At 67.6% G+C, this 24485-nt stretch carries 24 protein-coding genes; 12 read left to right on the top strand and 12 right to left on the bottom strand.

The window, feature by feature from the left end; genetic code table 11:
- Nucleotides 1-152: 152 nt before the first annotated feature.
- Entirely contained in the window at nt 153-1592 is a 1440-nt protein-coding gene (gene dgt / locus ACLFRM_RS01220) for a dGTP triphosphohydrolase (protein WP_410753789.1), read from the top strand.
- A 46-nt stretch (nt 1593-1638) separates the two neighbouring features.
- The gene (gene yfbR / locus ACLFRM_RS01215; protein WP_410753787.1) at nt 1639-2277 is read left to right on the top strand and encodes a 5'-deoxynucleotidase; all 639 of its coding nucleotides are present in this window, start codon (nt 1639-1641) and stop codon (nt 2275-2277) included.
- Between the two features lie 17 nt (nt 2278-2294).
- Here yfbR and ACLFRM_RS01210 read toward each other — a convergent pair whose 3' ends face one another.
- From ACLFRM_RS01210 to trxB, 3 genes are all read right to left on the bottom strand, one after another.
- The gene (locus ACLFRM_RS01210; protein WP_410753786.1) at nt 2295-3194 is read right to left on the bottom strand and encodes a hypothetical protein; all 900 of its coding nucleotides are present in this window, start codon (nt 3192-3194) and stop codon (nt 2295-2297) included.
- Entirely contained in the window at nt 3194-3565 is a 372-nt protein-coding gene (locus tag ACLFRM_RS01205; RefSeq protein WP_410753784.1) for a hypothetical protein, read from the bottom strand. Before ACLFRM_RS01205 ends, ACLFRM_RS01210 begins: the two co-directional genes overlap by 1 nt.
- Nucleotides 3566-3627: 62 nt before the next feature.
- Nucleotides 3628-4587 (bottom strand): thioredoxin-disulfide reductase, encoded by a 960-nt coding sequence (trxB, locus tag ACLFRM_RS01200; protein ID WP_410753782.1) that lies wholly within the window; start codon nt 4585-4587, stop codon nt 3628-3630.
- 212 nt (nt 4588-4799) lie between these two features.
- Here trxB and hemH point away from each other — a divergent pair, with 212 nt between their 5' ends.
- The 9 genes from hemH to ACLFRM_RS01155 all read left to right on the top strand — a co-directional run bounded on the left by hemH (nt 4800) and on the right by ACLFRM_RS01155 (nt 13633).
- Complete coding sequence (gene hemH, locus ACLFRM_RS01195) at nt 4800-5912, top strand: ferrochelatase (RefSeq protein WP_410753781.1); 1113 nt, start codon at nt 4800-4802, stop codon at nt 5910-5912.
- Nucleotides 5913-5924: 12 nt separating this feature from the next.
- Nucleotides 5925-6713 carry a competence/damage-inducible protein A gene (locus ACLFRM_RS01190; RefSeq protein ID WP_410753779.1) on the top strand — a complete coding sequence of 263 codons (789 nt, stop codon included), beginning with the start codon at nt 5925-5927 and terminating at the stop codon, nt 6711-6713.
- A gap of 179 nt (nt 6714-6892) precedes the next feature.
- Nucleotides 6893-8347: a DegQ family serine endoprotease gene (locus tag ACLFRM_RS01185; RefSeq protein ID WP_410753777.1), complete on the top strand. Its 1455-nt coding sequence runs from the start codon at nt 6893-6895 to the stop codon at nt 8345-8347.
- A gap of 193 nt (nt 8348-8540) precedes the next feature.
- The gene (locus ACLFRM_RS01180; protein ID WP_410753775.1) at nt 8541-9308 is read left to right on the top strand and encodes an exodeoxyribonuclease III; all 768 of its coding nucleotides are present in this window, start codon (nt 8541-8543) and stop codon (nt 9306-9308) included.
- An 87-nt stretch (nt 9309-9395) separates the two neighbouring features.
- Nucleotides 9396-9854, top strand: coding sequence for a glycine zipper 2TM domain-containing protein (locus ACLFRM_RS01175; RefSeq protein WP_410753773.1), 459 nt, complete (start codon nt 9396-9398; stop codon nt 9852-9854).
- Nucleotides 9855-9911: 57 nt separating this feature from the next.
- Complete coding sequence (gene gmk / locus ACLFRM_RS01170; RefSeq protein WP_410753771.1) at nt 9912-10514, top strand: guanylate kinase; 603 nt, start codon at nt 9912-9914, stop codon at nt 10512-10514.
- Between the two features lie 132 nt (nt 10515-10646).
- Nucleotides 10647-10973: a DNA-directed RNA polymerase subunit omega gene (gene rpoZ / locus ACLFRM_RS01165; protein ID WP_410753769.1), complete on the top strand. Its 327-nt coding sequence runs from the start codon at nt 10647-10649 to the stop codon at nt 10971-10973.
- A gap of 25 nt (nt 10974-10998) precedes the next feature.
- Entirely contained in the window at nt 10999-13182 is a 2184-nt protein-coding gene (locus ACLFRM_RS01160) for a RelA/SpoT family protein (protein WP_410753767.1), read from the top strand.
- Between the two features lie 61 nt (nt 13183-13243).
- Entirely contained in the window at nt 13244-13633 is a 390-nt protein-coding gene (locus ACLFRM_RS01155; RefSeq protein ID WP_410753765.1) for a RidA family protein, read from the top strand.
- A gap of 148 nt (nt 13634-13781) precedes the next feature.
- Here the strand turns inward: ACLFRM_RS01155 and ACLFRM_RS01150 are convergent, their stop codons facing one another.
- From ACLFRM_RS01150 to ACLFRM_RS01110, 9 genes are all read right to left on the bottom strand, one after another.
- Nucleotides 13782-14807, bottom strand: coding sequence for a DUF2157 domain-containing protein (locus ACLFRM_RS01150; protein ID WP_410753764.1), 1026 nt, complete (start codon nt 14805-14807; stop codon nt 13782-13784).
- A 54-nt stretch (nt 14808-14861) separates the two neighbouring features.
- Nucleotides 14862-15593 (bottom strand): YdiY family protein, encoded by a 732-nt coding sequence (locus tag ACLFRM_RS01145; protein ID WP_410753763.1) that lies wholly within the window; start codon nt 15591-15593, stop codon nt 14862-14864.
- Between the two features lie 219 nt (nt 15594-15812).
- Complete coding sequence (locus ACLFRM_RS01140) at nt 15813-16121, bottom strand: BolA family protein (RefSeq protein ID WP_410753761.1); 309 nt, start codon at nt 16119-16121, stop codon at nt 15813-15815.
- A 35-nt stretch (nt 16122-16156) separates the two neighbouring features.
- The gene (locus ACLFRM_RS01135) at nt 16157-18175 is read right to left on the bottom strand and encodes a putative bifunctional diguanylate cyclase/phosphodiesterase (protein WP_410753759.1); all 2019 of its coding nucleotides are present in this window, start codon (nt 18173-18175) and stop codon (nt 16157-16159) included.
- A gap of 10 nt (nt 18176-18185) precedes the next feature.
- On the bottom strand, nt 18186-19490 hold the full coding sequence (locus ACLFRM_RS01130) for a PfkB family carbohydrate kinase (protein WP_410753758.1): 1305 nt from the start codon (nt 19488-19490) through the stop codon (nt 18186-18188).
- 33 nt (nt 19491-19523) lie between these two features.
- Nucleotides 19524-20090 (bottom strand): metallophosphoesterase family protein, encoded by a 567-nt coding sequence (locus ACLFRM_RS01125; RefSeq protein WP_410753756.1) that lies wholly within the window; start codon nt 20088-20090, stop codon nt 19524-19526.
- Nucleotides 20056-21276: an SO_0444 family Cu/Zn efflux transporter gene (locus ACLFRM_RS01120; protein ID WP_410753754.1), complete on the bottom strand. Its 1221-nt coding sequence runs from the start codon at nt 21274-21276 to the stop codon at nt 20056-20058. The genes ACLFRM_RS01125 and ACLFRM_RS01120 overlap by 35 nt, the downstream gene beginning before the upstream one ends.
- Before the next feature lie 90 nt (nt 21277-21366).
- Entirely contained in the window at nt 21367-22086 is a 720-nt protein-coding gene (locus tag ACLFRM_RS01115; RefSeq protein ID WP_410753753.1) for a LytR/AlgR family response regulator transcription factor, read from the bottom strand.
- On the bottom strand, nt 22083-23156 hold the full coding sequence (locus ACLFRM_RS01110; protein WP_410753752.1) for a sensor histidine kinase: 1074 nt from the start codon (nt 23154-23156) through the stop codon (nt 22083-22085). Before ACLFRM_RS01110 ends, ACLFRM_RS01115 begins: the two co-directional genes overlap by 4 nt.
- A 172-nt stretch (nt 23157-23328) precedes the next feature.
- On the opposite strand from ACLFRM_RS01110, the gene argH reads away from it, so the two are divergent.
- The coding region (argH, locus tag ACLFRM_RS01105) for an argininosuccinate lyase (RefSeq protein ID WP_410753751.1) at nt 23329-24485 on the top strand (1157 nt) is incomplete at its 3' end.

Genomic DNA, 24485 nt, shown 5'->3' with positions numbered 1-24485 from the left:
GCCATTAGCGGCGCGCCGCGCCTTGCATCTGGCCCCTTGGCGGTCCCGCAGAGACACTATCGATTCGTGCAGAGATTCCCTAAGAAGGCTAGCAGACCCCGGTGTCCGTTTCCGGGCTTGACGGACCGCAACCATTCGTCCGAGGAAATGTGATGAGCCAGGATCTCGACACCCACTGGCGCCGCTGGCTGAACCCCGGCCGGCGTCGTCCGGGCAGCGGACCGGCGGGCGTGTCGTCGTCCCCTGCTCAACCGCGCACCGCCATCGAACGCGACTACGACCGAGTGTTGTTCTCCACCCCGGTGCGCCGGATGGCCGACAAGACGCAGGTCTTTCCGCTCGACCGGTCCGACAGCGTGCGCACCCGCCTGACGCACTCGCACGAGGTCGCCAACCTGGCGCGCTCGGTGGGCATCGACCTGGTGTTCCACCACGGCGTGGCCGCCGGGCTGCCCGAGGCGCTGCGGGATGTCCCCGCCCTGCTGGCCACCATCGGCCTGGCCCATGACCTCGGCAATCCGCCGTTCGGTCACCAGGGCGAGGACGCGATCGCGCGCTGGTTCGAGATCAACCGGCGCGAGGTGCTGGATGCCGAGCCGGCGCTGAGCCCGGCGATGAAGCAGGACTTCCTGCGTTTCGAGGGCAACGCCCAGACGCTGCGTCTGCTGACCAAGCTGCAGCTGATCAACGACGACTACGGGCTTAACCTGACGTTCGCGAGCCTCGCCGCGCTGGTGAAGTACCCGGCGGCCAGCGACGAGATCGACCGCTCCCGGGTCACCCACAAGAAGCACGGCTACTTCCAGTCCGAGTCGGCCCTGATGGACGAGGTCTGGGCGGGCACCGGGCTGTCGGCGGGACAGCGCCACCCGCTGACCTGGATCATGGAGGCCTGCGACGACATCGCCTACTCGGTGCTGGATGCCGAGGATGCGGTCAAGAAGGGGCTGCTCTCGTTTTCCGATACCATCGCCTTCCTGCGCCACGAGGCGCCGGACGACCCGGTGGTCACCGCGGTCTGCGAGTCGGCGATGGCCGAGCACCGGGCCTACCGCCGCGAGCGGCTCTCGCCCGACGAGCTCAACGACATCTCCATGCAGACCTTCCGCATCCGCGCCATCGGGGCGTTGATGGAGGCGATCGGCGAGGTGTTCATCCAGTCCCTGCCGGCGATGGCCGACGGCCGCTTCGAGCGCGAACTGGTGGCCGCCTCTCGCGGCGGGCCGCTGCTGGACGCGCTCAAGGCCTGTAACTGGCAGCACGCCTACCGGCACAAGTCGGTGCTGCGTGTCGAGTTGACCGGCCTGACGGTGATCCATGGCCTGATGGATGCCTTCTGGTACGCAATCACCAAGCGCACGGACCCGGCCGACCCGGCCAGCCCGCGCGCCACCCCGCTGGCCGGCTACATCTACCAGCGCATCTCCGAGAACTACCGGCGGGTGTTCGAGTCGCCGGGCAACCCGATGCCGATTCGCTATCGCGAGGCGCAGTTGCTGACCGACATGATCTCGGGGATGACCGACAGCTTTGCCGTGAGCCTGTTCGAGGAATTCCGCGAGGTGGGCTTTGCGCCCACCACCCGAGCCTGACCGAGTCCGTGCCCCGACCGAACCCGAATCGAATCCAAGGAGACCGATGAGCGATTCCGACTACCGCCGCGATCACCGTCCCGAGCGCCCCGCCGAGGAGAGTCACTTCTTCGCCTACCTGTCGCGGATGAAGTACATCTACCGCTGGGGACTGATGCGCAACACGCGCGCCGAGAACGTGCAGGAGCACAGCCTGCAGGTGGCGATGATCGCCCATGCGCTGGCGGTGATCGGCAACCAGGAGTTCGGCGAGGAAAACGACGTCGGCCGGGTGGTGAGCGTGGCGCTCTACCACGATTCCTCGGAGATCATCACCGGCGACCTGCCCACCCCGGTGAAGTACTTCCGCGAGGACATCCGTGATTCCTACAAGGCGCTCGAGGCACACGCCGAGCGCAAGATCGTCGGCTTGCTGCCCGACTCCCTCCGGGACGCGTTCGCCGAGGTGATCGAGAGCGCCCGCATCGAGCCCGAGGTGCAGCGGCTGGTCAAGGCCGCCGACTCGCTATCGGCCTACCTCAAGTGCATCGAGGAACGGGCGGCCGGCAACCAGGAATTCCGCCGCGCCGAGGAGTTCCTGCGCGGCAAGCTCGACGAGATGACCGACCTGCCGGCGGTGGCCTACTTCCGGCAGCGGTTCGTCGATGCCTTCGAACTGACCCTGGACGACCTGAGCCACGACTGACGTCCGGCCGTGGGGGATCAGTCGGACCTGGCGGCCGACTGGTCCTCGTCCGGCCCGTTGGCCGCGTCCGCGGTCTCGTCGGCGTAGAAGGTCCGGCGCGAGATCTGGCAGAAGGCGCCTTGCCGCTTGACGAAGTGAATCGAGCCGGCCACGACCAGGCCGCCCACCACCAGCAGCAACAGGCTGCTCTGCACGTAACCGAGCGTGATGATGGCCACGCCCACCAGGCCGACGTGACGTGCCTGGACAAGCAGCAGGTCGTCGCGTGGCTGGGACAGGGCTGCCAGGGCTGCCCACTCGATCGCCAGCACGATCAGCAGCACCAGCGGCGCGGTGGCGACCTTGGGGTAGGCGACCGTGATCACGCCCAGTACGCCGATGATCGCCAGTACCGCCCACTGGGCGAGTCGCTGGTTGCGCGATCCCCGGCTGCCGGCCCGCAGGGTGCCCTTCAGGCGCAGCCAGTGGATCAGCCCGGTAATGCCGGTCCAGACCCCGATGAAGATGCCCAGCACGGCGGCCAGGCGCAGGTCCCAGGCGCCGACGTAGCGGGTGGTCTGTTCCCAGCCGATCACGCCCAGCAGCGTGATGGTGATACCGCTGCCGATCAGCACGATCGCCGCACCGCGCACAAGGTCGATCAGCCGCGTGTCCTGGTCACGGCTGGCTTGATACCAGGGGGCGGCGGCCACACCGAAGGCCAGCGCGGCGATCGCCAGCCACGCCTTCCAGCCCATGCCGGGCAGGTCGCCGGCCGCGCCCGGGAAGAGCGCGCCGGCGAGCACGATCAGTATCGCGAGCGGCAGGGCCCACATCCACACCCGGCGACGCTCCGGGTGGGTCAGTGCCGAGAGCGTGATCAGTACCAGGCCGAGCGCGAACCAGCCGGCGTTGTCGATCATCAGTCCGATGCCCATCACGACACCTCCCGATCGGTCCGTGCGTCGCCATGACGCTCATGGGCGAACTGCTGTTCGCGATCCTCGTCGTCGAGCAGGTCCTGCTCGTCGAGTTCGTCCGCCGGCTCGGCATGGATTTCCTGGCGCAGCAGCAGGAAGGCCGTCGCCGCCGCCTGGGCGCCGAAGAACACCGCGACCGTCGACAGCACCAGCTCGAGCGCACTCTGCGAGGTGAGCAGCGCGCTGACGGCCGCGACCACGAGAAAGCCCGCCAGGGTGGTGACGATCAGCAGGCCCCGGCCGCAGTGCTCGCGTTCGGCGCGCAGGGCGCCGGTCAGTCCGAGGGCGAGGGCCAGCAACACCACGTAGGCGGCGATGGTTGGATCCATGTCTGTGTTCCTTCGGTCGTGAAGGCCGGTGCGGTGACCGGCGGGATCGAGCGTCGTCGGATTCAGTCGTCGAGCTTTTCCAGGAAGGCCTTGGCATCCAGGGCGGCCATGCAGCCGGTGCCCGCCGAGGTGATCGCCTGGCGGTAGACGTGGTCCATGACGTCACCGGCGGCGAACACGCCGTCGACCGAGGTCGCGGTGGCGTTGCCGTCGGTACCGCTCTTGACCTTGATGTAGCCGCCGGCCATGTCGAGCTGACCCTCGAAGATGCCGGTGTTGGGCGAGTGGCCGATGGCGATGAACACGCCGGAGAGTTCGAGATCGGTGGTCTCGCCCGCCTTGTTCTTGATGCGCAGGCCGTTGACGCCCATCTGGTCGCCGAGCACCTCGTCGACCTCGTGATCCCAGTGGATCACGACGTTGCCGTCCTCGGCCTTCTTCATCAGGCGGTCGATCAGGATGTCCTCGGCGCGGAAGCGGTCGCGGCGATGCACGACGTGCACCTTGGCGGCGATGTTGGACAGATACAGGGCCTCCTCGACCGCGGTGTTGCCACCGCCGACCACGGCGACCGTCTGGTTCTTGTAGAAGAAGCCGTCGCAGGTCGCGCAGGCCGACACGCCCTTGCCGCGGAAGGCCTGCTCGGACTCGATGCCCAGGTAGCGCGCCGAGGCGCCGGTGGCGATGATCAACGCATCGCAGGTGTAGGTGCCCTGGTCGCCGGTGAGCGTGAACGGGCGCTCGTCGAGCTTGGTGGTGTGGATATGGTCGAAGACGATCTCGGTATCGAACTTCTCGGCATGCGCCTTCATGCGCTCCATCAGTGCCGGGCCGGTGAGGTCGCCCGGATCACCCGGCCAGTTCTCCACCTCCGTGGTGGTGGTCAGCTGGCCGCCCATCTCCATGCCGGTGATCAGCACCGGGTCAAGGTTGGCCCGGGCCGCGTAGACCGCGGCACTGTAGCCGGCGGGACCGGAGCCGAGGATGAGCAGTCTGCTGTGGCGGGTGTTGTTGTCGGCCATGGTGAAGGAGCACTCCTGTGATTCGTTCGTGTCGATTCGCCGCCGACGGGCTGACGGCGACGACCGGGGCGGCGGGAAAGCAGCCGTTCCGGCAATAGATGACTCGTTTGCCTAGAATGACCCGGTGTTTCGGGTTCGGCGATGTCGTTGGCGGCATCGACCGGGCACGTTCAGACTGTAGGATACTCGTCGAAAATTGTTGAGGCCATCGAATGAATTACCAAGGTGAACCGGACTACAAGCACGGCAGCGCGGAACGACTGGGGGTGCTGCTGCTTAACCTCGGTACGCCGGATGCCCCCGAGGCGCCCGCATTGCGCCGCTACCTCGCGCAGTTTCTCTCCGATCCGCGCGTGATCGAGATCCCGAAGTGGAAGTGGTGGCCGATACTGCACGGCATCGTGCTGCGCACCCGGCCGGCGAAATCCGCCGAGGCCTATCGCTCGGTCTGGGATCACCACGGCGAGGGCTCGCCGCTGCTGACCATCGCCCGCCAGCAGCAGAAGGGCCTGCAGGAACGGCTCTCCGAGCAGATGGCCGGCCCGGTGACCGTGGCGCTCGGGATGCGCTACGGCAACCCGTCGGTGCCATCGGCCCTGCACGAGCTGCGCGAGGCCGGCGCCCGGCGCGTGGTGGTGCTGCCGCTCTACCCGCAGTACGCCGGGGCGACCACCGCCTCGACCCTGGACGCGGTATTCGACGAGCTGATGCACTGGCGCTGGGTTCCCGAGCTGCGCACCATCAACCAGTACCACCGCGACCCGGGCTACCTCGATGCGCTCGCGGCGAGCATCCAGGAGCACTTCGACGAACACGGCAAGCCGGACAGACTGATCATGAGCTACCACGGCGAGCCCAAGCGCTACCTGCTCAACGGCGACCCCTATCACTGCCAGTGCTACGTCACCTCGCGGCTGGTCGCCGAGCGCCTGGGGCTGTCCGAGGACGACTACATGGTCACCTTCCAGTCGCGCTTCGGCCCCGAGGAGTGGCTCAAGCCCTACACCGACGAGACCCTGAAGGCCCTGCCCGGTCAGGGTGTGAAGCACATCGCGGTGGTCTGCCCGGGCTTCTCCGCCGACTGTCTCGAGACCATCGAGGAGATCGGTGACGAGAACCGCGAGTACTTCGAGGAGGCCGGTGGCGAGACCTACCACTACATCCCGGCGCTCAACGACCGCGACGACCACCTCGACGGGCTGGCCCGCCTGGTGCGCCAGCACACACAGGGCTGGGTCGAGCACAGCGAGTTCGACGCAGTCGAGGACCAGCGCGAGCGCGAGCGGGTGCGCGAGAACGCGCTCAAGATCGGTGCCAGGCAGTAGGGCGTGCCGGGCATGCACGAGGGCTTTGGCAACGAGGCGGGCAACGGAGCACTCGCCGGCATCGGCGTGGTGGTGATCGGCGACGAGATCCTCTCCGGGCGTCGGCAGGACCGGCATCTCGCTGCGGTCACCGAGCGGCTGGCTTCTCGCGGCCTGGTGGTCGACTGGGCCCAGTTCCTGCCCGACCGCGAGATCACCATCGTCGACCTGCTGCGGCGCAGTCGGGCCGACGGGGCGACCGTCTTCTCTTTCGGTGGCATCGGCGCGACCCCCGACGATCTTACCCGCGCCTGTGCCGCCACCGCCTTCGGCCGGCCACTGGTGCGCCACCCCGAGGCCGCCGCCCTGATCGAGGCACAGTTCGGCGAGGAGGCCTACCCCACGCGCATCCGGATGGCCGAGCTGCCGGAGGGCGCGACGCTCGTGCCCAACCCGTTCAACCGGGTGCCGGGGTTTGCCGTCGAACGGCACTTCTTCCTGCCGGGCTTTCCCGAGATGGCCCACGCGATGCTCGACCACATTCTCGCCGGGCCCCTGGCCGAGATCGGGGATGCGGGTTACGTGGAGCGATCCCTGTGGCTGGTGGACACCCCGGAGAGCGAGCTGGTCGATCTCATGGAGGCCTTCTGCGCCGAGCATCCGTCCCTGCGCCTGTTCAGTCTGCCCGTGCTCTCGGCCGAGCGGCGCCTGCTGGAACTGGGTTTCAAGGGCGAGCGTCCGGAGGTCGAGCGGGCGATGGCCGCCCTGGTGTCGGCACTCGCCGAACGACGCATTGCGGTGCATGCGCACCGCCCGGCCTGAGGCCGCTGTCGTGGGCGCGTCCAGTGATCCCGGCGGCCCGCCAAGGACCGTGGCGTGGCCTCCGTAGGGGATTGAACTTCATGCGGCCAGCCCTATCTCATCGAACTGGCCCTTGGTTCGCCTCGGGGCCGGCCTGTAACCTTTTTGCGTGATTCCGCAGTCGGAATAGGAGTTAGTCGATGATGGCATTCGTCACAGCCCCTCACGCCAGGTCTCGTCTCCCGGGGGTTGCCGGGATCCGACACCTCGGCCACCACCTGGCCCTGTTGGCCGTCGCCCTGCTCGTCATGGGCATGCTGGGTTCCCCTGCCCAGGCGCAGTACCCCGACTTCGTCAAGCTGGCGAAGGAGAATGCCCCGGCGGTGGTCAACATCAACACGGTCACCAAGGGTGAGCAGCCGGGGCGTTCCGGTCAGCGGCCGCAGATGCCCAACCTGCCCCCCGGCCCGCTGGGCGACATGTTCCGCGACTTTTTCGAGCAGATGCCGCAGCAGCCGATGCCGCGCTCGCGTCCGGCCCAGTCGCTGGGCTCCGGCTTCATCATCAGCGAGGACGGCTACGTCATCACCAACGCCCACGTGGTCGGGGGCGCCGATGAGATCAGCGTCCGGCTCAACAACCAGAAGGAGTATCGCGCCGAGCTGATCGGTGAGGATCGCCGCACCGACATCGCGCTGCTGAAGATCGACGCCGAGGACCTGCCCACCGTGAGCATCGGCGACTCCGAGGAGGTCGACGTGGGCGAGTGGGTGCTGGCGATCGGCGCGCCGTTCGGACTGGATCATTCGGCCACCCACGGCATCGTCTCCGCGATCGGTCGTGATCTGCCCAACGAGACCTACGTGCCGTTCATCCAGACGGACGCGCCGGTCAACCCGGGCAACTCCGGCGGGCCCCTGATCAACGTCGATGGCGAAGTCATCGGTGTCAACTCGCAGATCTACACCAACTCCGGCGGCTACATGGGTATCTCGTTCGCGATCCCCGTTAACGTCGCCATGGACGTCGCCGAGCAGCTCAAGGATACCGGCGAGGTTCGTCGCGGCTATCTGGGGGTGATCATCCAGCCGGTCACCGACGAGCTGGCCCGCTCCTTCGGTCTGGACGACACCCGTGGCGCCCTGGTCGCTCAGGTGCAGCCAGATACCCCGGCGGCCGAGGCGGGCCTCGAGTCGGGCGACATCATCACCGAATTCAACGGCAAGTCGGTGAAGCGATCCGGGCAGCTGCCGCGCCTGGTGGGCGCCGCCCCGGTAGGCGAGCCGGCCGAGGTGACCGTGATCCGCGATGGCGAGGAAAGAAAGTTCGAGGTGGTGCTGGCCGAACTCGATGCGACCGCGGCGGCCGGGGGTAGCGCCCTGTCCGGCTACGGCCTGTCGGTCGAGCCTCTGGAGAAGGACGATCGCGGCAGCCTCGGCGTGCGCTACGGCATCGAGATAGAATCGGTAGCCGGTGACTCGCCCTTTGCCGGGGCACTCGAACCGGGCGACGTGCTCCTCGAGGTCAATCGCCGCCCGATGCGCAGCGAGCAGGATCTGGCCGAGGCGCTGTCCACCGCACCGGAGAATCGCCCGGTCGCCATTCGCCTGCTGCGCCGTGGCCAGCCGCTGTTCCTGGCCGTCGACCTGAACTGAAAAAGGCGGACCGCTCCGAGGAACTTGTAGCTGGTTGAACAATCCCAGTGATTGGCTCCTCAAGGAAGAACCGCTGCCCCGACCCGTTGGTCGGGGTTTTTTTTGCGTGGCTCGGACCGATCGCCCGATGGGAGACGTCGTTGGGGCCAGCGCCCCGGCCGACTTGCTAGAATCGGCCCATTTGGACGGACAGATGAGGGTAATCAGTTTCAACGCCAATGGCATTCGCGCAGCGGCGCGCAAGGGGTTCTTCGACTGGCTGGCGACGGCGGACGCCGATCTGGTCTGCATCCAGGAGACCAAGGCGCAGACCTGGCAACTGGAGAAGGACCCGGCCTTCTGGCCGGAGGGCTACCACTGTCGCTACGTGGATGCCGAGCGCAAGGGCTACAGCGGCGTGGCGATCTACAGCCGGATCGAGCCACGGGCGGTAACCACCGAGATGGGGCTGGTGGAGTTCGACGCCGAGGGGCGCTACTGCGCCTTCGACCTGGGCGATCTGACCGTCGCCTCGCTCTACCTGCCCTCGGGGTCGGCCGGCGATCACCGCCAGGCCTCCAAGGACCGCTTTCTCGAGTCGTTCCTGCCCATGTTGCAGCGTTTTCGCGACGAGGATCGTTCGCTGATTCTCTGCGGTGACTGGAACATCGCCCACCGCGAGATCGACCTGAAGAACTGGCGCGCCAACCGCAACAAGTCGGGCTTCCTGCCCTACGAGCGCGCCTGGCTGGACCGCGTGTTCGACGACCTGGGCTTCGTCGACGCCCACCGTACGCTCAAGCCCGACGTCGCGGAATACACCTGGTGGTCGAACCGGGCCAATGCCTGGAACAACAACGTCGGCTGGCGGATCGACTACCAGATCGTCACCCCTGACCTGCGCGAGCAGCTGGCCGAGGTACAGGTCTACCGAGAGGAGAAGTTCTCCGATCATGCGCCGCTGATCATCGACTACCGCTGATTCGCGGTGGCCGCGGAACCCTGCGAGGCGCGGGGGATCTGACTTATACTTTTTCAACCACTATTTCGAATCGTGCGGAGGTTCCACATGAAACACTGGATGACCCTGGTGCTCGCCGCGGTCGGCGTGGCCTTCCTGTCAGGCTGCGCGAGCAGCCTCTCGAGTGGCGCCTACTCGCGCGATTCCGCTCGTCAGATGCAGACCGTCTACTACGGCACGATCGACAGCGTCCGCACGGTGCAGATCGAGGGCACCAAGACGCCGGTGGGCACCGGCGCGGGTGCCATTACGGGTGGCATCCTCGGCAACCAGGTCGGGGGTGGCAGCGGTCGGGCACTGGCTACCGTGGGCGGTGCGCTGCTGGGCGGCATGGCCGGCTCGGCGGCCGAGGAAGGCCTCACTCGCCAGCCGGGCTACGAGATCACCGTGCGGCTGGACAACGGTCGGACGGTCAGCATCGTGCAGGCGGCCGATGTATCCTTCCAGCCCGGCGAGCGGGTGCGTGTGATCGAGGCGCGTGACGGCACCACCCGCGTGACTCGCTGAGCCACAAGAAAAACCGACGGAGAGACGATGACGGCAACGCCGCGTGGACAGCTATTCGTGATTTCGGCGCCCTCCGGGGCGGGCAAGACCAGCCTGATCAAGGCCCTGCGTGAACGCCGGCCGGAGCTAGCGCTGTCGGTCTCGCACACCACCCGCCCGCGCCGCGACGGCGAGGTCAATGGCGAGCACTACCACTTCGTCGATATCTCGCAGTTCGAGGTGATGCTGGCCCAGGATGCCTTCGTCGAGCACGCCAAGGTTTTCGACAACTACTACGGCACCAGCAAGGCGGCGATCAGCGAGGAGCTCGAGCGTGGCCGCGATCTGATCCTCGAGATCGACTGGCAGGGTGCGGCGCAGGTCAAGAAGCTGTTCCCCGAGGCGATCTTCATCTTCATCCTGCCGCCGAGCAGTGCCGAACTGGAAAAGCGCTTGCGCAACCGGGCCTCGGACGACGACGAGGTCATCGCGCGCCGGCTGGCCGAGGCGCGCCGCGAGATGAGCGAGTGTCACTGGTACGACTATCTGGTGATCAACGATGCCTTCGAGCAGGCGCTCGATGAACTCGACGCCCTGTTCATCGCAGCCGGCCTCGAGACCGATCGACAGCGCGAACGGCACCCCGAACTGATCGCCGATTTGCTGGGCGAGGTCGACTGACCGTAAACTAGTGCCCCAAAACGTCTTTTCTGCCGAATCCGTTCGCTTGATAAAGACACCGAATCGAGACGCGGCCCGGTCGTCCCCAGGACGGCCGGGCCGTCCAACCTGTATACCGAGGTCAAGACACCGATGGCACGTGTAACCGTAGAAGACTGCCTGGACAAGATCCCCAACCGCTTCGAGCTGGTACTGACCGCGGCCAAGCGCGCCCGCCAGATCGAGCACGGCGCCGAGCCGCTGGTGCCGATGGGCAAGGAAAAGCCGACTGTCATCGCCCTGCGCGAGCTGGGCGAGGGCAAGATCGACCGCGCGCGGATCGACGAGATCGAGAAGCAGATCACCCTGTCGCGCTCCGAGATCACAGAGCAGGAAATCCGTGCCGAGCTGGCGCAGTTCGCCGACGAGAGTGCCGAGGGCGCCCGCCCGGCCACGCCGGTCACCAGCGACGAGGCCTGAGTCCCCGGGCCGGGGCGGGGTATCCATGGAAAGCGGACAGACAGGGACGCCGGTCGTCGCCGCGACGACCGGGTCGAACCTGACCGACGTCTTCTTCGCCCCGCTGGCCCAGCATCTTGCCCAATACCTGGATGCGGCGGACGTCGCCCGCATCCGCACCGCTTTCGAGTTCGGCGCCCAAGCCCACGCCGGACAGACCCGCAAGAGCGGTGAACCCTACATCAGCCACCCGATCGCGGTGGCGCACATCCTTGCCGACCTGCGCATGGACGAGGCCACGCTGGTCGCGGCCATCCTGCACGACGTCGTCGAGGACACCGACATCGTCCACGACCAGATCGTGGCCGAGTTCGGCGAGGAGGTCGCCCACCTGGTCGACGGCGTCTCCAAGCTCGCCCAGATCCGCTTCAAGTCCAAGGCCGAGGCGCAGGCGGCCAACTTCCGCAAGATGATGATGGCGATGGTCGAGGATGTGCGCGTCATCCTGATCAAGCTCGCCGACCGCCTGCACAACATGCGAACGCTCGGGGTGATGCGTCCGGACAAGCGCCGGCGTATCGCGCGCGAGACCCTCGATATCTACACCCCGATCGCCAACCGCCTCGGTCTCAACGCGATTCGCCACGAGCTCGAGGACCTGGGCTTCGCCTCGCTGCACCCGCTGCGCCACCGCATCCTGAGCGAGGCGGTGCGCCGGGCGCGCGGCAATCGCAAGGAGATCGTCGCCGGCATCCAGGAACGCTTCGAGCAGCGTTTCGCCCACGAGCGCCTGACGGCCGACATCCTGGCGCGCGAGAAACGGCCCTACTCGATCTACCGCAAGATGCTGTCCAAGCACCTCTCGTTCAAGGAGGTGTTCGACGTGTTCGCGGTGCGGGTGCTGGTCGACTCGGTCGACGACTGCTACCGGGCGCTCGGCATCGTGCACAACCTCTACAAGCCGCTGCCCGGACGCTTCAAGGACTACATCGCCATCCCCAAGGCGAACGGCTACCAGTCGCTGCACACCATCCTGTTCGGGCCGCACGGCATTCCGCTGGAGGTGCAGATCCGCACCCACGAGATGGACCAGTTCGCCGAGTCCGGCATCGCCGCCCACTGGCTGTACAAGGCCCAGGGCGACCATGGCTCGGTCACCCAGACCCGTGCTCGCGAGTGGCTGCGCGATCTGCTCGAGATCCAGCAGAAGGCCGGCAACCCGCAGGAATTCCTCGAATCGGTCAAGGTCGACCTGTTCCCCGACGAGGTCTACGTCTTCACCCCGATGGGCGAGATCATCGAGCTGCCACGTCGGGCAACGGCCGTGGATTTCGCCTACGCGATCCACACCGACGTCGGCAACACCTGCGTGGCCTGCAAGATCGACCGGCGCTTCGCCCCGCTGTCGACGCCGCTGGAGTCCGGCCAGACCGTCGAGGTGATCACCGCGCCGGGTGCGGTACCCAATCCCAGCTGGCTGTCGTTCGTGGTCACCGCGCGCGCCCGGGCCAATATCCGCGCCTACTTGAAGCACCTGCAGGATGCCGAGGCGATTCGCCTTGGTCACCGCCTGCTGGCCAAGGCGATGGCCGCCGAGGGTTGCGACATCGAGGAGCTCGACGAGCCCCGCATCGACAAGATCCTGCGCGAGTACCACCAGGAGAGCTTCAACGACCTGCTGCGCGAGATCGGGCTGGGCAACCGCATGGCCCCGCTGGTGGTCCGCCTGCTCAAGGCCGAGGCCGGCAAGCTCGATCCCGACGAGATATGGCGTGAGGGCAGCGGCAAGCAGGCGCCGGTGATCATCAGCGGCACCGAGGGGCTGGTGGTCAGCTTCGCCGGCTGCTGTCACCCGGTGCCCGGCGACGCGGTGGTCGGTTTTCTTTCCACCGGTCGCGGGATCGTGGTCCACCGCCAGGGCTGCCCGAACGCCAGTGACGCCGGCGAGCACCCGGAACGCTGGCTGGCGGTCGAATGGGAGGCCGAGCCCACCGGCGAGTACCAGTCGCAGATCAGCATCCAGGCGAACAATGTCCGCGGGGGACTGGCGCGTATCGCCGCGGCGGTCTCCGATGCCGGTTCGGACATCGACGACGTGCGCTTCGACGACCGCGACGTGAACCTCACCATCATCGACATCACCGTGCGCGTCACCGACCGCATCCACCTGGCCCGGGTGATGCGCGCGATCAAGCAGTTGCGCGACGTGGTGCGCGTCTCGCGCCACTGACGCACCGCCCCCGACAGCCCCAGATCGATCGCCCCGAATTGACCGTGTCCGAGGAGAGACCATGAGCCAACGTGAAATCATCCACACCGAAGACGCTCCGGCCGCCATCGGCCCCTACTCGCAGGCCGTGCGGGTCGGGGACACCGTCTACCTCTCCGGCCAGATCGCACTCGACCCGGCCAGCATGACCCTGGTCGAGGGTGGCATCGAGGCCCAGACCCGGCGCGTGTTCGACAACCTCGCCGCCGTCTGCCGTGCCGCCGGCGGCGATCTCGCCGACGTGGTCAAGCTGCAGGTGTACCTGCCGGACCTGGCCCACTTCGAGAAGGTCAACGCGGTGATGAAGGAGTACCTTGCCGAGCCCTATCCGGCCCGCGCGGCCCTGGGCGTGCGCGCCCTGCCCAAGGGCGCCGAGGTGGAGATCGACGGGGTGATGGTCCTGCCGGGCTGATCCACGCGCGCGAACACCTCCGGCGCAGTCCGACCAAGGCGTCGCGAGCCAAGCGCCCGTCGGGCCATCCCATCGTTCGATCGAATGCCGGGCTTGCAGGTCCCGCGCTGTCGGGCGGTTGGCCGACGGTCGCGCCTGCAACGAGCCGCTACTCGATCTCTTCGAGCAACCGCCGCAGGCGTGCCGGCAACCAGCCGCGCAGGGTCGCGGTGATACTCGCCTCGTGGCGTTGCCAGAGCGCGCCGCCGAGGATGATCCCCAGTCCGATGAAGGCAAGGATCGCCGGGAAGGCGAGCGTGTCTTCGAAGACACTGGCGAGGTGAATCAGGTAGATGGCGACGCCGAAGGCGCCGAACACCGCGAAGGTGCGCCGGCGCAGCGCCGCGCCGAGCCCGATAAGCGCCAGGTGGATCAGCAGGTAGGCCAGCTTGCCCAGATCGCTGTCGGAGTCCATCGAAGTCAGCCCGCCGGAGAAGGCCGCCAGTCCCGCCAGGTAGAGCCAGAAGGCCCAGTCGGGGTTTCGTCCGGCGCGCAGTTCGATCCAGAACGCCAGTCCCAGCATCGCCGCGCCGGAGAGTACGGAGACCAGCTTGCGCATCTCCCAACGATCCTCCCAGGTCTCGAAGAAGAATGGCACCAGGTCCATTTGCAGGTACCAGAGAGTCAGCGCCACCAGGAAGATCAGGAAAGGCAGCCGATAGCGCCACAGGGCGACGGCCGCGACGGCCAGTGTGGCCAGTTCCATGAGGACCCACCGCCAGTCGATCCAGCGGTGGTAGTCGGTTACCGTGAATGTGCCGCTCCAGAAGCCCAGTATCTGCTGGACGTTGAAGACGACGATCGGTGTCATCGATATGGCAAAGGTGAGGGTCACCCCCGCGGGGATCGCCAAGCCGTGGTCGAGGAATCGACGTGTCAGCGCCAGGCCCAGCGCGGCGAAACCCAGGGCCAGCCCCAGCATCGGCCAGCCGGCCCAGGAATCCCAGGCCTGATTGATGAACAGTCCCAGGGCCGACATGGCGACAAAGCCGCCGAGGTAGTAGAGGATGTGCGCCGCGCGAAAGCGGGGTCCGGTCTGTCGATGCTCGAGATAGGTCCAGAGGGCCTCGGCCGTGTCGGGTGCCAATACCCCGTCATCGGCGGCCTGCCTCAGGTCCCTGCGGCGGATTTCCATGTGCTTTCCCTGCGTTGCCGAAACCGTCGTCCTGACGTGATGTTACCTCGGCCATCAGCGGAAGTCGTAGACCAGGTTGACCGAGGTGTAGGTGTCGGTCTTCTCGGTGCCCGCCGGCACGTCGGTGTTGTGCTGGACGGTGTAGGCGAGCTTCATCGCCAGCTTCTCGGTCAGGGAGGTCGACAGGCCGGTTACCGACTCGATCTCGGTGTTGTCCTGGCCGGCGAGCACGGTGAGATCCTGGTCGAACCTGGCGTAGTCGGAAATACGGTACTCGAAGCCGCTCGACAGCCGCGCGATGGCGTTGGTCTCGCGCTCGCCGTCCTCGGTCTCCGCGATGCGCAGGCCCGGGCCGATCTCCGCGTCCCAGTAGCCCCGTTCCGAGATCCATAGCTTGCGCCCGTAACCGGCGGCGACGCTGGACTGGTACTTGTAGCCGGAGAACTCGTCATGGGTGCCGCGCAGCACGCCGAACAGGTAGTCGCGCTCGCTCAGGGCATAGTTGCTCTCGAACTCGCCAAGCGTGCGGTTGGCCGTGTCCTCGCCGTCCTCGCTCGACTGGATGGTCTCGAGGCGCAGTCGGTGTGTCCACGGGCCGGTCAGGTAACCGAGCTTGAGCTTGCCGTTGATGGTGGAGGACTCGGTGTTGCCGGTCGTGATCGAGGCGCCCAGCTCGGCTGCCCCGGACCAGCCGTTGTCGGCCTTGTCCTCGGCGGCGAGCAGCGGATGGATGGTGAACGGGGCCATGGCCAGCGGGGTGGCCAGCAGCAAGTGACGGGTCTTCATGGGAACTCCTGACGGATTGGAACGGATGCGTTCGGCCGTGAACCTCGTGCTCCAGACACGAAAATGCCCCGATGCGGGGCATGAGCGTCACGGGCAGTTGGCGTGGGAGCCTAGACGGTCACTCTCGGCTTGTAAACGAATCGGACGGATTTCCTCGGGATAAGGTTGGGCATCCGTTCCAGCCCGCTCGCGCGGGCCTGACGAGGGGATGCCGCCGCGTCAGTGGCCCCCGCCCTGGCAGGCCGGCGAGGCCGGCGCGTTCTGGCGCTCGGCCCACTCGTCCGGGCTATAGGTGTGCAGGGCCAGGGCGTGCAGGCCCTGCTCGAAGGCCGGCTTGAGCGGGTCCTGGACCAGCCGGTGGCGGCGGATCAGCGGCAGGCGGTCGAAACGGTCGCTGACCACCACCATGCGGAAGTGGCTTTCGACTCGATCGCCGGCGTGCTGAGTCGATTCGTCGGTGATCTCGAGGTGGGTTGGCTCGAGGGTCGCTCGCAGGGTCTGTTCGATCCATTGTGCGCGAGTGGTCATGGTATGTCGGACCTCGTGGTCGGTGGATGCCTGCCTCACAGCAGGCGCACGCCCAGCAAGGGGCGGATGGCGTCGGCCGGAGTCGGCCGGCCGATCAGGTAGCCCTGGAAGGAGTGACAGCCCAGCGAGTCCAGCAGGTCGCGTTGCTCGATGGTCTCCACTCCCTCGGCGATGATCTCCAGCGACAGGGCGTTGCCCATCGCGATGATCGCCCGGACAATCTCCAGGTCGTTGCGGTCGCCGAGGATGTCGCGCACGAAGCCCTGGTCGATCTTCAGCCGGTCGAAGGAGAACCGCTTGAGGTAGCTCAGCGACGAGTAACCGGTGCCGAAGTCGTCCAGCGCGAGCTTCACGCCCAGCTCGCGCACGGCATCCAGCATGGTGGCTGCCTGCTCCGGATCATGGACCAGCGCGGTCTCGGTGAGTTCCAGCTCGAGACGCTCGGGGGGCAGGCCGGAGATTTCCAGTGCCCGCGCGACACGATCGGCGAAGCAGGGAGCGTGCAACTGCACGCTGGAAACGTTGACCGATACGGTGATCGCCTCGCCGGTCTCCCGGCCCCACTCGGCAGCCTGGCAGGCCGACTCGGTCATTACCCAGCCGCCGACCTCGACGATCAGGCCCGATTGCTCGAGGAATGGGATGAAGTCCTGTGGTCCGCATTGCAACTGCGGGTCCGGTGCATCCCAGCGCAGCAGGGTCTCCACGCCGGTGACCGCCAGTCCCAGCGCGTCCTGCTGGATCTGGTAGACGAGATGGAAGCGTTCGTTCTCCAGGCTGTCGCGCAGCGCGCCCAGCATTTCCGAACGCCAGATCTGTCGCTCCGAGAGATGCGGGCTGAAGACCGCAACCGGCTCGCGCTCGTTCTTTTTCGCCTCGAACAGGGCCCCGTCCGCCTGGGTCAGCAGCTGGGCGACGTGGCGACTGTGCGTGGGCCAGAAGGCGATGCCGGCGCTGGCCGTCATGATCAGGTTGGTGGTCTCGATTTCGAACGAACGGCGCATCATCTCGCGCAGCGCCTCGCTGAGCACCTCGGGGCCGTCTTGTGGTTCGACGTCGCTGGCGAGGATGGCGAACTCGTCCCCGGACAGCCGTGCCACCAGCCAGTCCTCGCGTGCGCTCAGTTCTCGCAGCCGATCGGCGACCTGACGGATCACGCGGTCACCCTCTTCGTGACCGTGGCAATCATTGATGCTGCGGAAGCGGTCGAGGTCCAGTACTGCCACCGCCGCATGGCGATTGTCCCGTCCGAGCTCGTCGAGACGGCGCTGGGCCTCGATCTGGAAGAAGCGGCGGTTGTAGAGGTGGGTGAGTTCGTCGTGGATGGCGAGGTCTTCGTATTCGGCCTGGGCGCGCAACTGGGCGGTGATGTTGCGCGCGATCACGATCATCGCGTGGCGCTTGCCGTCGGCATCGAATACCGGTTGCTTGATGGTCTCGAACACCTCCTCGTCGCCTTCCGGCGAGGTCACCACTTCCGTCTCGCGATGGATCTCGCCCGCCGACCAGGCACGCTGGTCCGACTGCTGGCAGTGGTAGAAGGTGTCGCGGAAGGTCGGCTCGGTCAGCTCGGCCAGGGCATCGTCGTCGCGCCCCCACCAGGGCAGCCCGTCGAGGCGGAACAGGTCGAGCGCGGCCCGGTTCGCGAGCAGCCAGCGCCCCTCGGCGTCCTTGACCACGATCAGGTCGGGGCTGGCATCGACCATCAGGCGCACCAGGCGCTCGGTCTCCGCCAGGGCCGATTCGGCGAGCTTCTCGCCGGTCACGTCCTGAAGCAGGTGCAGTTCGCGCGGGCTGGCCTCGGGGTCGGGGTGCGAGCCGAGATGGAGGTGGCGATAGACCCGGCGGTCCGCGGTGGAGCGGGACAGATGATTGATCAGCCGCGGGCCGCCGTTGCCCTCGAGTCCGTCGATCATGTTCTCGAGCCGGCTGTCCGCGGGTATGGCGCGTGCCGCCTTGTTGATCAGACGCAACCGACCATCGCGATCGCGCCCCACCAGCGGATCGGGCAGGGCCTCGAGCCAATGCGAGATGTCGTGTCGGCGATCCATCATGCCTGATCCGTCATGGCTGGGTACGTCCCCGCAAGTGGCCCCGGTCCGCCGGGGTCCCGCTGCTCGCCGCGGGATCGCGTCGATCGGCCCGGTCGGCCAGGTAGATTCGGTCGCCGATCCGTTTCAGGTCGACGGGTTCGAGCCGCTGGCCCTCGCAGGGGCCGGCAGTACACAGGCCATCGTCGAGACGAAAGTAGGCCTGATGAACATTGCAGCGCAGTTGCCGTTCGCCGTCACGTGTCTCGAGGAAGTCGTGCCGTTGGCGCGACAGCGGCGACCCGTTGTGCGGGCAGACGTTCCGCCACGCGCAGACGCGCTCGCCTTCACGCACCACGATCAGCGGCGCCGGCCCGCCCTGCTCTCGGCCCCTGGGCCACACGCCCAGGGCATCGAGCGGCTCGAGGTCGTCGAGGCGGCACAGCAGATCGGGGTCCGCGGCCGGATCCTTCGGCCCCAGCCCCGCGAGTCCGGTCTGCGCGAGCTTGCGTTCGGCCAGCCTTGCTGCGAACTCAAGCGATTCCTGCGCACCCATCCCGCGTACCCGCGCGTGGATGAACCCGGCGATCAGCGTGTCGCCAGCGGCAATGCTGTCTACCACCGTATCGACCGGTTGCGCCGGAACTTGAACCGGCTCGGTGTCCCCGGGGCGCGACAGCCAGGCTCCCCCACTGCCCCAGCCGAGAACGAGGATCGCCTGCGGCGCCCAGCCCCGGGCCTCGCGGAGGAAGGTCGCCGGCTCGTCGAAGCCGCGACCGCGAGCGAAGGCGGCGGAGAAGAAGATGATGTCCGGAAACGACCAGAGCTGGTCGAGTTCCGGGCGGTCCTTTTCCACCTCCAGCGAGATGGGCTGGTCGGTCACCCGCGACCGGCTCAGTGCCAGCATGGCGGCGGTCTCGTCGCAGGCGCGGGCCTCGAAGTGCAGCCAGTCGTACTCGCTCGGGTCGATGGCCATGAACGCACCCAGGTCGAATTCCGGCAGGTCGCGCCAGTGGACGATGGTGCGGCTGCCGGTGGCGCGGTTGACCGTGATGTAGGAGGTGGGCGCGTGCCCCTCGACCCGGCGGGCGTGACGGGTATCGATGCCGTAGCGATCCATGAGATCGCCGATGCGGCGACCGTCGGCATCCTCGGCCAGCACGCCGGCGAACTCGACCGGGTGGCCGAACTGGCGTAGCACCCGCAGGCTGTTGGCGACGTTACCGCCCAGTTCCACCCGCTGGGACAGGGCGCGCTGTTCGCTGTCCTCGGCCGGGTAGTGATCCAGCTCGTTGATGATGTCCAGCGTGGCGATTCCCACGCCCAGCACGTTTGCCATGAATCGAGAGTGTCCTTTGAACCCTGCTTGAGTTTACGTGTGCCGGCCACGCTTGGGGAGGGTGACCGCTTCGACCTGCCACTCGTCCGCGGTGGCCGTCAGGCGCAGGAAACCGATGCCGCCGAAGGCACGCTGGCGGCCGGCCGCGCCCGGATTGAGCACCCACGGCGTCTGGTCGGTGTCGATCACGCGACGGTGGGTGTGGCCGTAGACGATCGCGCGCGCCTCCGGGTGCCGTTGCCGCAGCCGCTCGTGGCGGGTCCGGGCGGGATTGACCCGGTGGCCATGTTCGACCACGAGCAGGCCGCCGGGCAGTTGCAGGCTGGCCTGCTCGGGGAGGGTCTCGAGCAGTGATTCGGTGCCCTCCGGCCACTGGCCGGGCGTGTCGTTGTTGCCGCGCACGACCACCAGGTGGCCGCTTTTCGGCGCCAACTGGCGCAATTCGCCGGGATCGAGCAGGTCGCCGGCATGGACGATCACGTCCACGTCGGCCAGCAGCGGCAGCAGGGCACGCTCGAGGGTGCCGTGCGTGTCGCTGATCAGGGCGAGCGTGACCCGCTCCTGGTCACCGAGATCCATCCCGGCCCGATGCGCAATCACAGGCTCCCTCCCCTGACGCTTGGCCTGAAGCTTGGCCAGATCCCGGGGCTGCTGCCTGGCGGGCCCGCTGACGTCGCCAGTAGGCGTGAATCGTGACGGCCGCGAGCACGATCAGCGAGGCCAGCCCGATCCCGTTCGCCTCCATGACGTGGCCGTCGGCCGCCCTGCTCGGCAGGCTCCAGTCGAACACCTGCCACAACACGTCGAGAATGATCCCGGCGATCAGCGCGCAGGCGATCACGGTGGCCAGATACAGCGCGATCAGGCGGTTGCCGAAATGCTTTCTCAGGATGCCGAGCGTACCGATGTTCGTGGCCGGCCCGGCGAGCAGGAACACCAGCGCCGCGCCCGGCGACATGCCCGCCACCAGCAGGCCGGCGGCAATCGGCGTCGAGGCGGTCGCGCAGACGTACATCGGGATGCCGATCACCGCCATCAGCAGGTAGCTGCCCACCAGCCCCCAGGCGTTGTCGAAAAAGCCGTCCGGGATCAGCACCACCGCGGTGGCCGCCACGGCCAGGCCGAAGAGCATCCACGGCATGATGTCGAGCAGCACCTGGCCGAAGGCGTAGGAAAAGCCGCCGGCGAGACGCTTGCGGGCGCCCGGCGATGCGCCGGCCACCGGCGTCGCCTGGTTGCCGCAGCAGGCACCGGTCGTCGGCGACTCGTTATCTTCGCAGCGGCCGGTGACCGACGGGGTCGACTCGCAGCAACTGGCGGCGGTCGGGTTGCTCTCCCCGCCGCAGCAACCTCCCTGGGCGACTGCCGTCCGGGCGGGCTCCGGGCCGGCGAACCGGCCGCCGATCAGGCCGGTGACGATCGCGCCAATGATGGCCGCGACCGGACGGGCGATGGCGTAGACCGGCCCGAGCATGCCGTAGCTGACGCTGATCGAGTCGGGGCCGGTCTCCGGCGTGGCGACCAGGAAGGCCATCGACGGTCCGCGCCCGGCGCCGGCATCCTTCAGCCCCAGCACCGCCGGCACCACGCCGCAGGAACACAGCGGCAACGGGGCGCCGATGAACGCGGCGCGGACGATCGCGCCGGTCGATTCGCCCGAGAGGTATCTGGCGATCGCCAGCCGGTCGGAGAATGCCTTGATCAGCGCGGCGATCACCAGGCCCAGAAGAAGCCAGGGCGCCGCTTCCAGCGTCAGGAACCACAGCTCGTTGAGCCATTGCGTCATCACGGACCTCCCGGGGAATCGCTAGGGGAACCGCTACACGTTTCGATAGCGTCGATGGGTCCTCAGTGTCGCACAGATGCGACTCGGGCCTCAGGCGTCGTCGAGCGTCTCGCGCACGGAACGCCACGCCCGGCGGCTGATGGCCAGTGGCGCGTCGAGGTGGTGGACGCGGCACTGGTGCTGGCCCTCGTGGTGGCTGACCGAGTGGATCTGGGCGGGGTTGACCAGGCTGTGCCGGTGCAGGCGCAGCAACTGGCCGTCGAAGCGCTCTTCCAGTTCGGTGAGGCTCGGCTCGATCCACGCCTCGCGGCGCCGACCATCGGCCGGGTCGAGCAGGTAGAGGTGGGTGGCCTTGTCCTCGGCGATCGCCGCGATCAGGTGTTCGAGGCCCAGCCGCAGTTCCTCGCGCCCCAGCCGTACCGTCAGAGTGGGCCGCCGGGCCTGCTGGCAGCGGTTGCGCTGGCCGGCACGCTCGATCGCCGCGCGCAGGGCCTCCGGTTCGATCGGCTTCAACAGGTAGCCGGCCGGGGCGGTTTCACTGGCGGACAGCGCGCGGTCGGCGTGTGCCGTGGTGAATATGATCGCCGGTGGCAACTCCGCCTCGCGCAAGCGATGGGCAAGCTCGATGCCGTCCTCGCCGGGCATTTCGATGTCGAGAAACACCAGGTCCGGCACCTGGCGCATGGCCTCGCGTGCCTGGTCGGCGTTGCCGGCCTCGGCGACCACCTCGATGCCGCCCTGCCGGGCGAGCAGGCGGCGCAGCCGGTCACGGGCGAGCGGCTCGTCATCGACGATCAGGGCGCGCCTCATTCCGTCGCCCCGCGGTTCGATCGTGGAACGACCAGCTTGACGCGAAAGCGCCCCTCGACCGGCCCGGCGCGCAGCGAGGCGGCCTCGCCGAACATCAGGTCGAGTCGGTCACGGATGTTCGCCAGGGCCATGCCGTTGCCCTGCCGGTCGGGGCCGGGCACCAGGTCGTTCTCGATCACGAGACTGATCGAGCGGCTGCCTATCTGGCACTCGACCCGGATGGGGCCGGGGTCGGGCTGGCGTTCGACGCTGTGGCGGACCGCGTTCTCGACCAGCGGCTGGAGGGTGAGTATGGGCAGGTCGAGCGGTGGCAGCGGATCGGGCAGTTGCCAGTCGACGATCAGACGATCGCCCAGCCGCCAGTATTCGAGATCGAGATAGCGGCGCGCGAGCTCGACTTCCTCGGCTAGCGTGCTGGTGGACTCGCTTGCCAGCGCGGCACGGAACACGCGGGCCAGATCCATGACCGCCTGCTCGGCGGCCTCGGGGCGGTCATGCACCAGTTCGGCGACCGTGTTCAGGCTGTTGAACAGGAAGTGCGGCCGGATACGGGCATGGAGTGCGGACAGGTGCGCCTCGGCGGCGGCGTTGATCTGGCGGGCGTTGCCCAGGTGCAGCGAGAACACCCAGATACCGATCAGCCCCACCAGCAGGGCGATGGCGAGGTTGTGCAGCAGGAACTCGCCGGCGGTCTCCTGCGGCTGCCAGCCGATCGACTGCAGCGCGCCGAAGGCGACCGTGCTGGTCACGGCGGTGACGGTCAGCAGCAGCGCCACGATGATCGCCAGCAGGGCTGCCAGCGGCAGGCGGTCCAGCCAGCGGCGCGTCGCGCAGAGCAGCGCCACGGTCACCAGCGCGATCCAGGTCACCAGCCACAGCGTCGTGCCGAAGCGCGCCCAGCGTTCCGGGCCCGCCCCCGGCACCAGGGTCAGCAGCAGCGAGAGTGCCGCGCCCATCGCCAGGGTGATCAGGATCACGCGCGCGGTGCAGAAGGCCGGCAGCGCGGCGGGCAGCAGTGCGCGGTCGCGGGCGGCTTGCGTGGCAGGCGGGTTGGCGGGCTTGGATGGCAAGCGGGCGACTCCTTTCGCGTCGATGCGCGTGTGACGTCTATCTTGCCTCAAGGGTAGGCCGGAATCGAAGCGTCACTCCGGTGGCGCGCGATGGCTGCGATATACTCGCGCCATTCCGAAGGCGGCCCGCTGCGGCCGATTCGACGCGAAACCGCATTTCCCGAGGACCACCATGACCGATCGCGACGACAAGCCAGCCGCCAAGCTCTGGGGCGGCCGTTTCTCCGAGCCCACCGATGCCTTCGTCGAGGCCTTCACCGCCTCGATCGGCTTCGACCAGCGCCTCTACGACGAAGACATCACCGGCTCGATCGCCCATGCCCGCATGCTGGCGCGCGTCGGCGTGATCACCGAGGACGAGGCGAAAAAGATCGTTCGGGGTCTCGAGGACATCCGCGGTGACATCGAGCGCGGCGATCTCGCCTGGTCGGTGGAGCTCGAGGACGTCCACATGAACATCGAGGCGCGCCTGATCGATCGCATCGGGGATGTGGGCAAGAAGCTGCACACCGGCCGTTCGCGCAACGACCAGGTCGCCACCGACATCCGGCTGTTCATGCGCCGCGCCGTCGATGCCATCATCGAGGAGGCCAACCGCCTGCGCCGCGGGCTGATCGACCTGGCCGAGGCCGAGGCCGACACCGTCATGCCCGGCTTCACTCACCTGCAGGTCGCCCAGCCGGTCAGCTTCGGCCACCACCTGCTTGCCTGGCACGACATGCTCGAGCGCGACGTCGAGCGCCTGATCGACACCCGCAAGCGCATCAACATCATGCCGCTGGGCTCGGCGGCACTCGCCGGCACCTCCTACCCGCTCGACCGCGACTGGGTGGCGAAAGAGCTGGGCTTCGACGGCATCAGCGAGAACTCGCTGGATGCGGTCTCCGATCGCGACTTCCAGATCGAATTCCTGTCGGCGGCCTCCATCCTGATGATGCACCTGTCGCGCATGAGCGAGGAGCTGGTGCTCTGGACCTCGGCGCAGTTCAACTTCATCGAGCTGCCCGACCGCTTCTGCACCGGCAGCTCGATCATGCCGCAGAAGAAGAACCCCGACGTGCCCGAGCTGGTGCGCGGCAAGACCGGCCGCGTCTACGGCAGCCTGTTCTCCCTGCTCACCCTGATGAAGAGCCAGCCGCTGGCCTACAACAAGGACAACCAGGAGGACAAGGAGCCGGTCTTCGACGCCGTCGACACCCTGATGGGCTCGCTGCGGGCGTTCGCCGACATGATCCCGGCCATCGAGCCCAACCGCGAACGGATGCGCGAGGCCGCCCGCCAGGGCTTCTCCACCGCCACGGATCTCGCCGACTACCTCGTCCGCCGCGG

Origin of the sequence: Guyparkeria sp., assembly GCF_046540515.1 — a bacterium.
In the GTDB taxonomy this organism is placed as follows: Bacteria; Pseudomonadota; Gammaproteobacteria; order Halothiobacillales; family Halothiobacillaceae; genus Guyparkeria.
The sequence above is the reverse complement of the archived record's forward strand: the minus strand, read 5'-3'. Positions and strand labels throughout refer to the sequence as shown.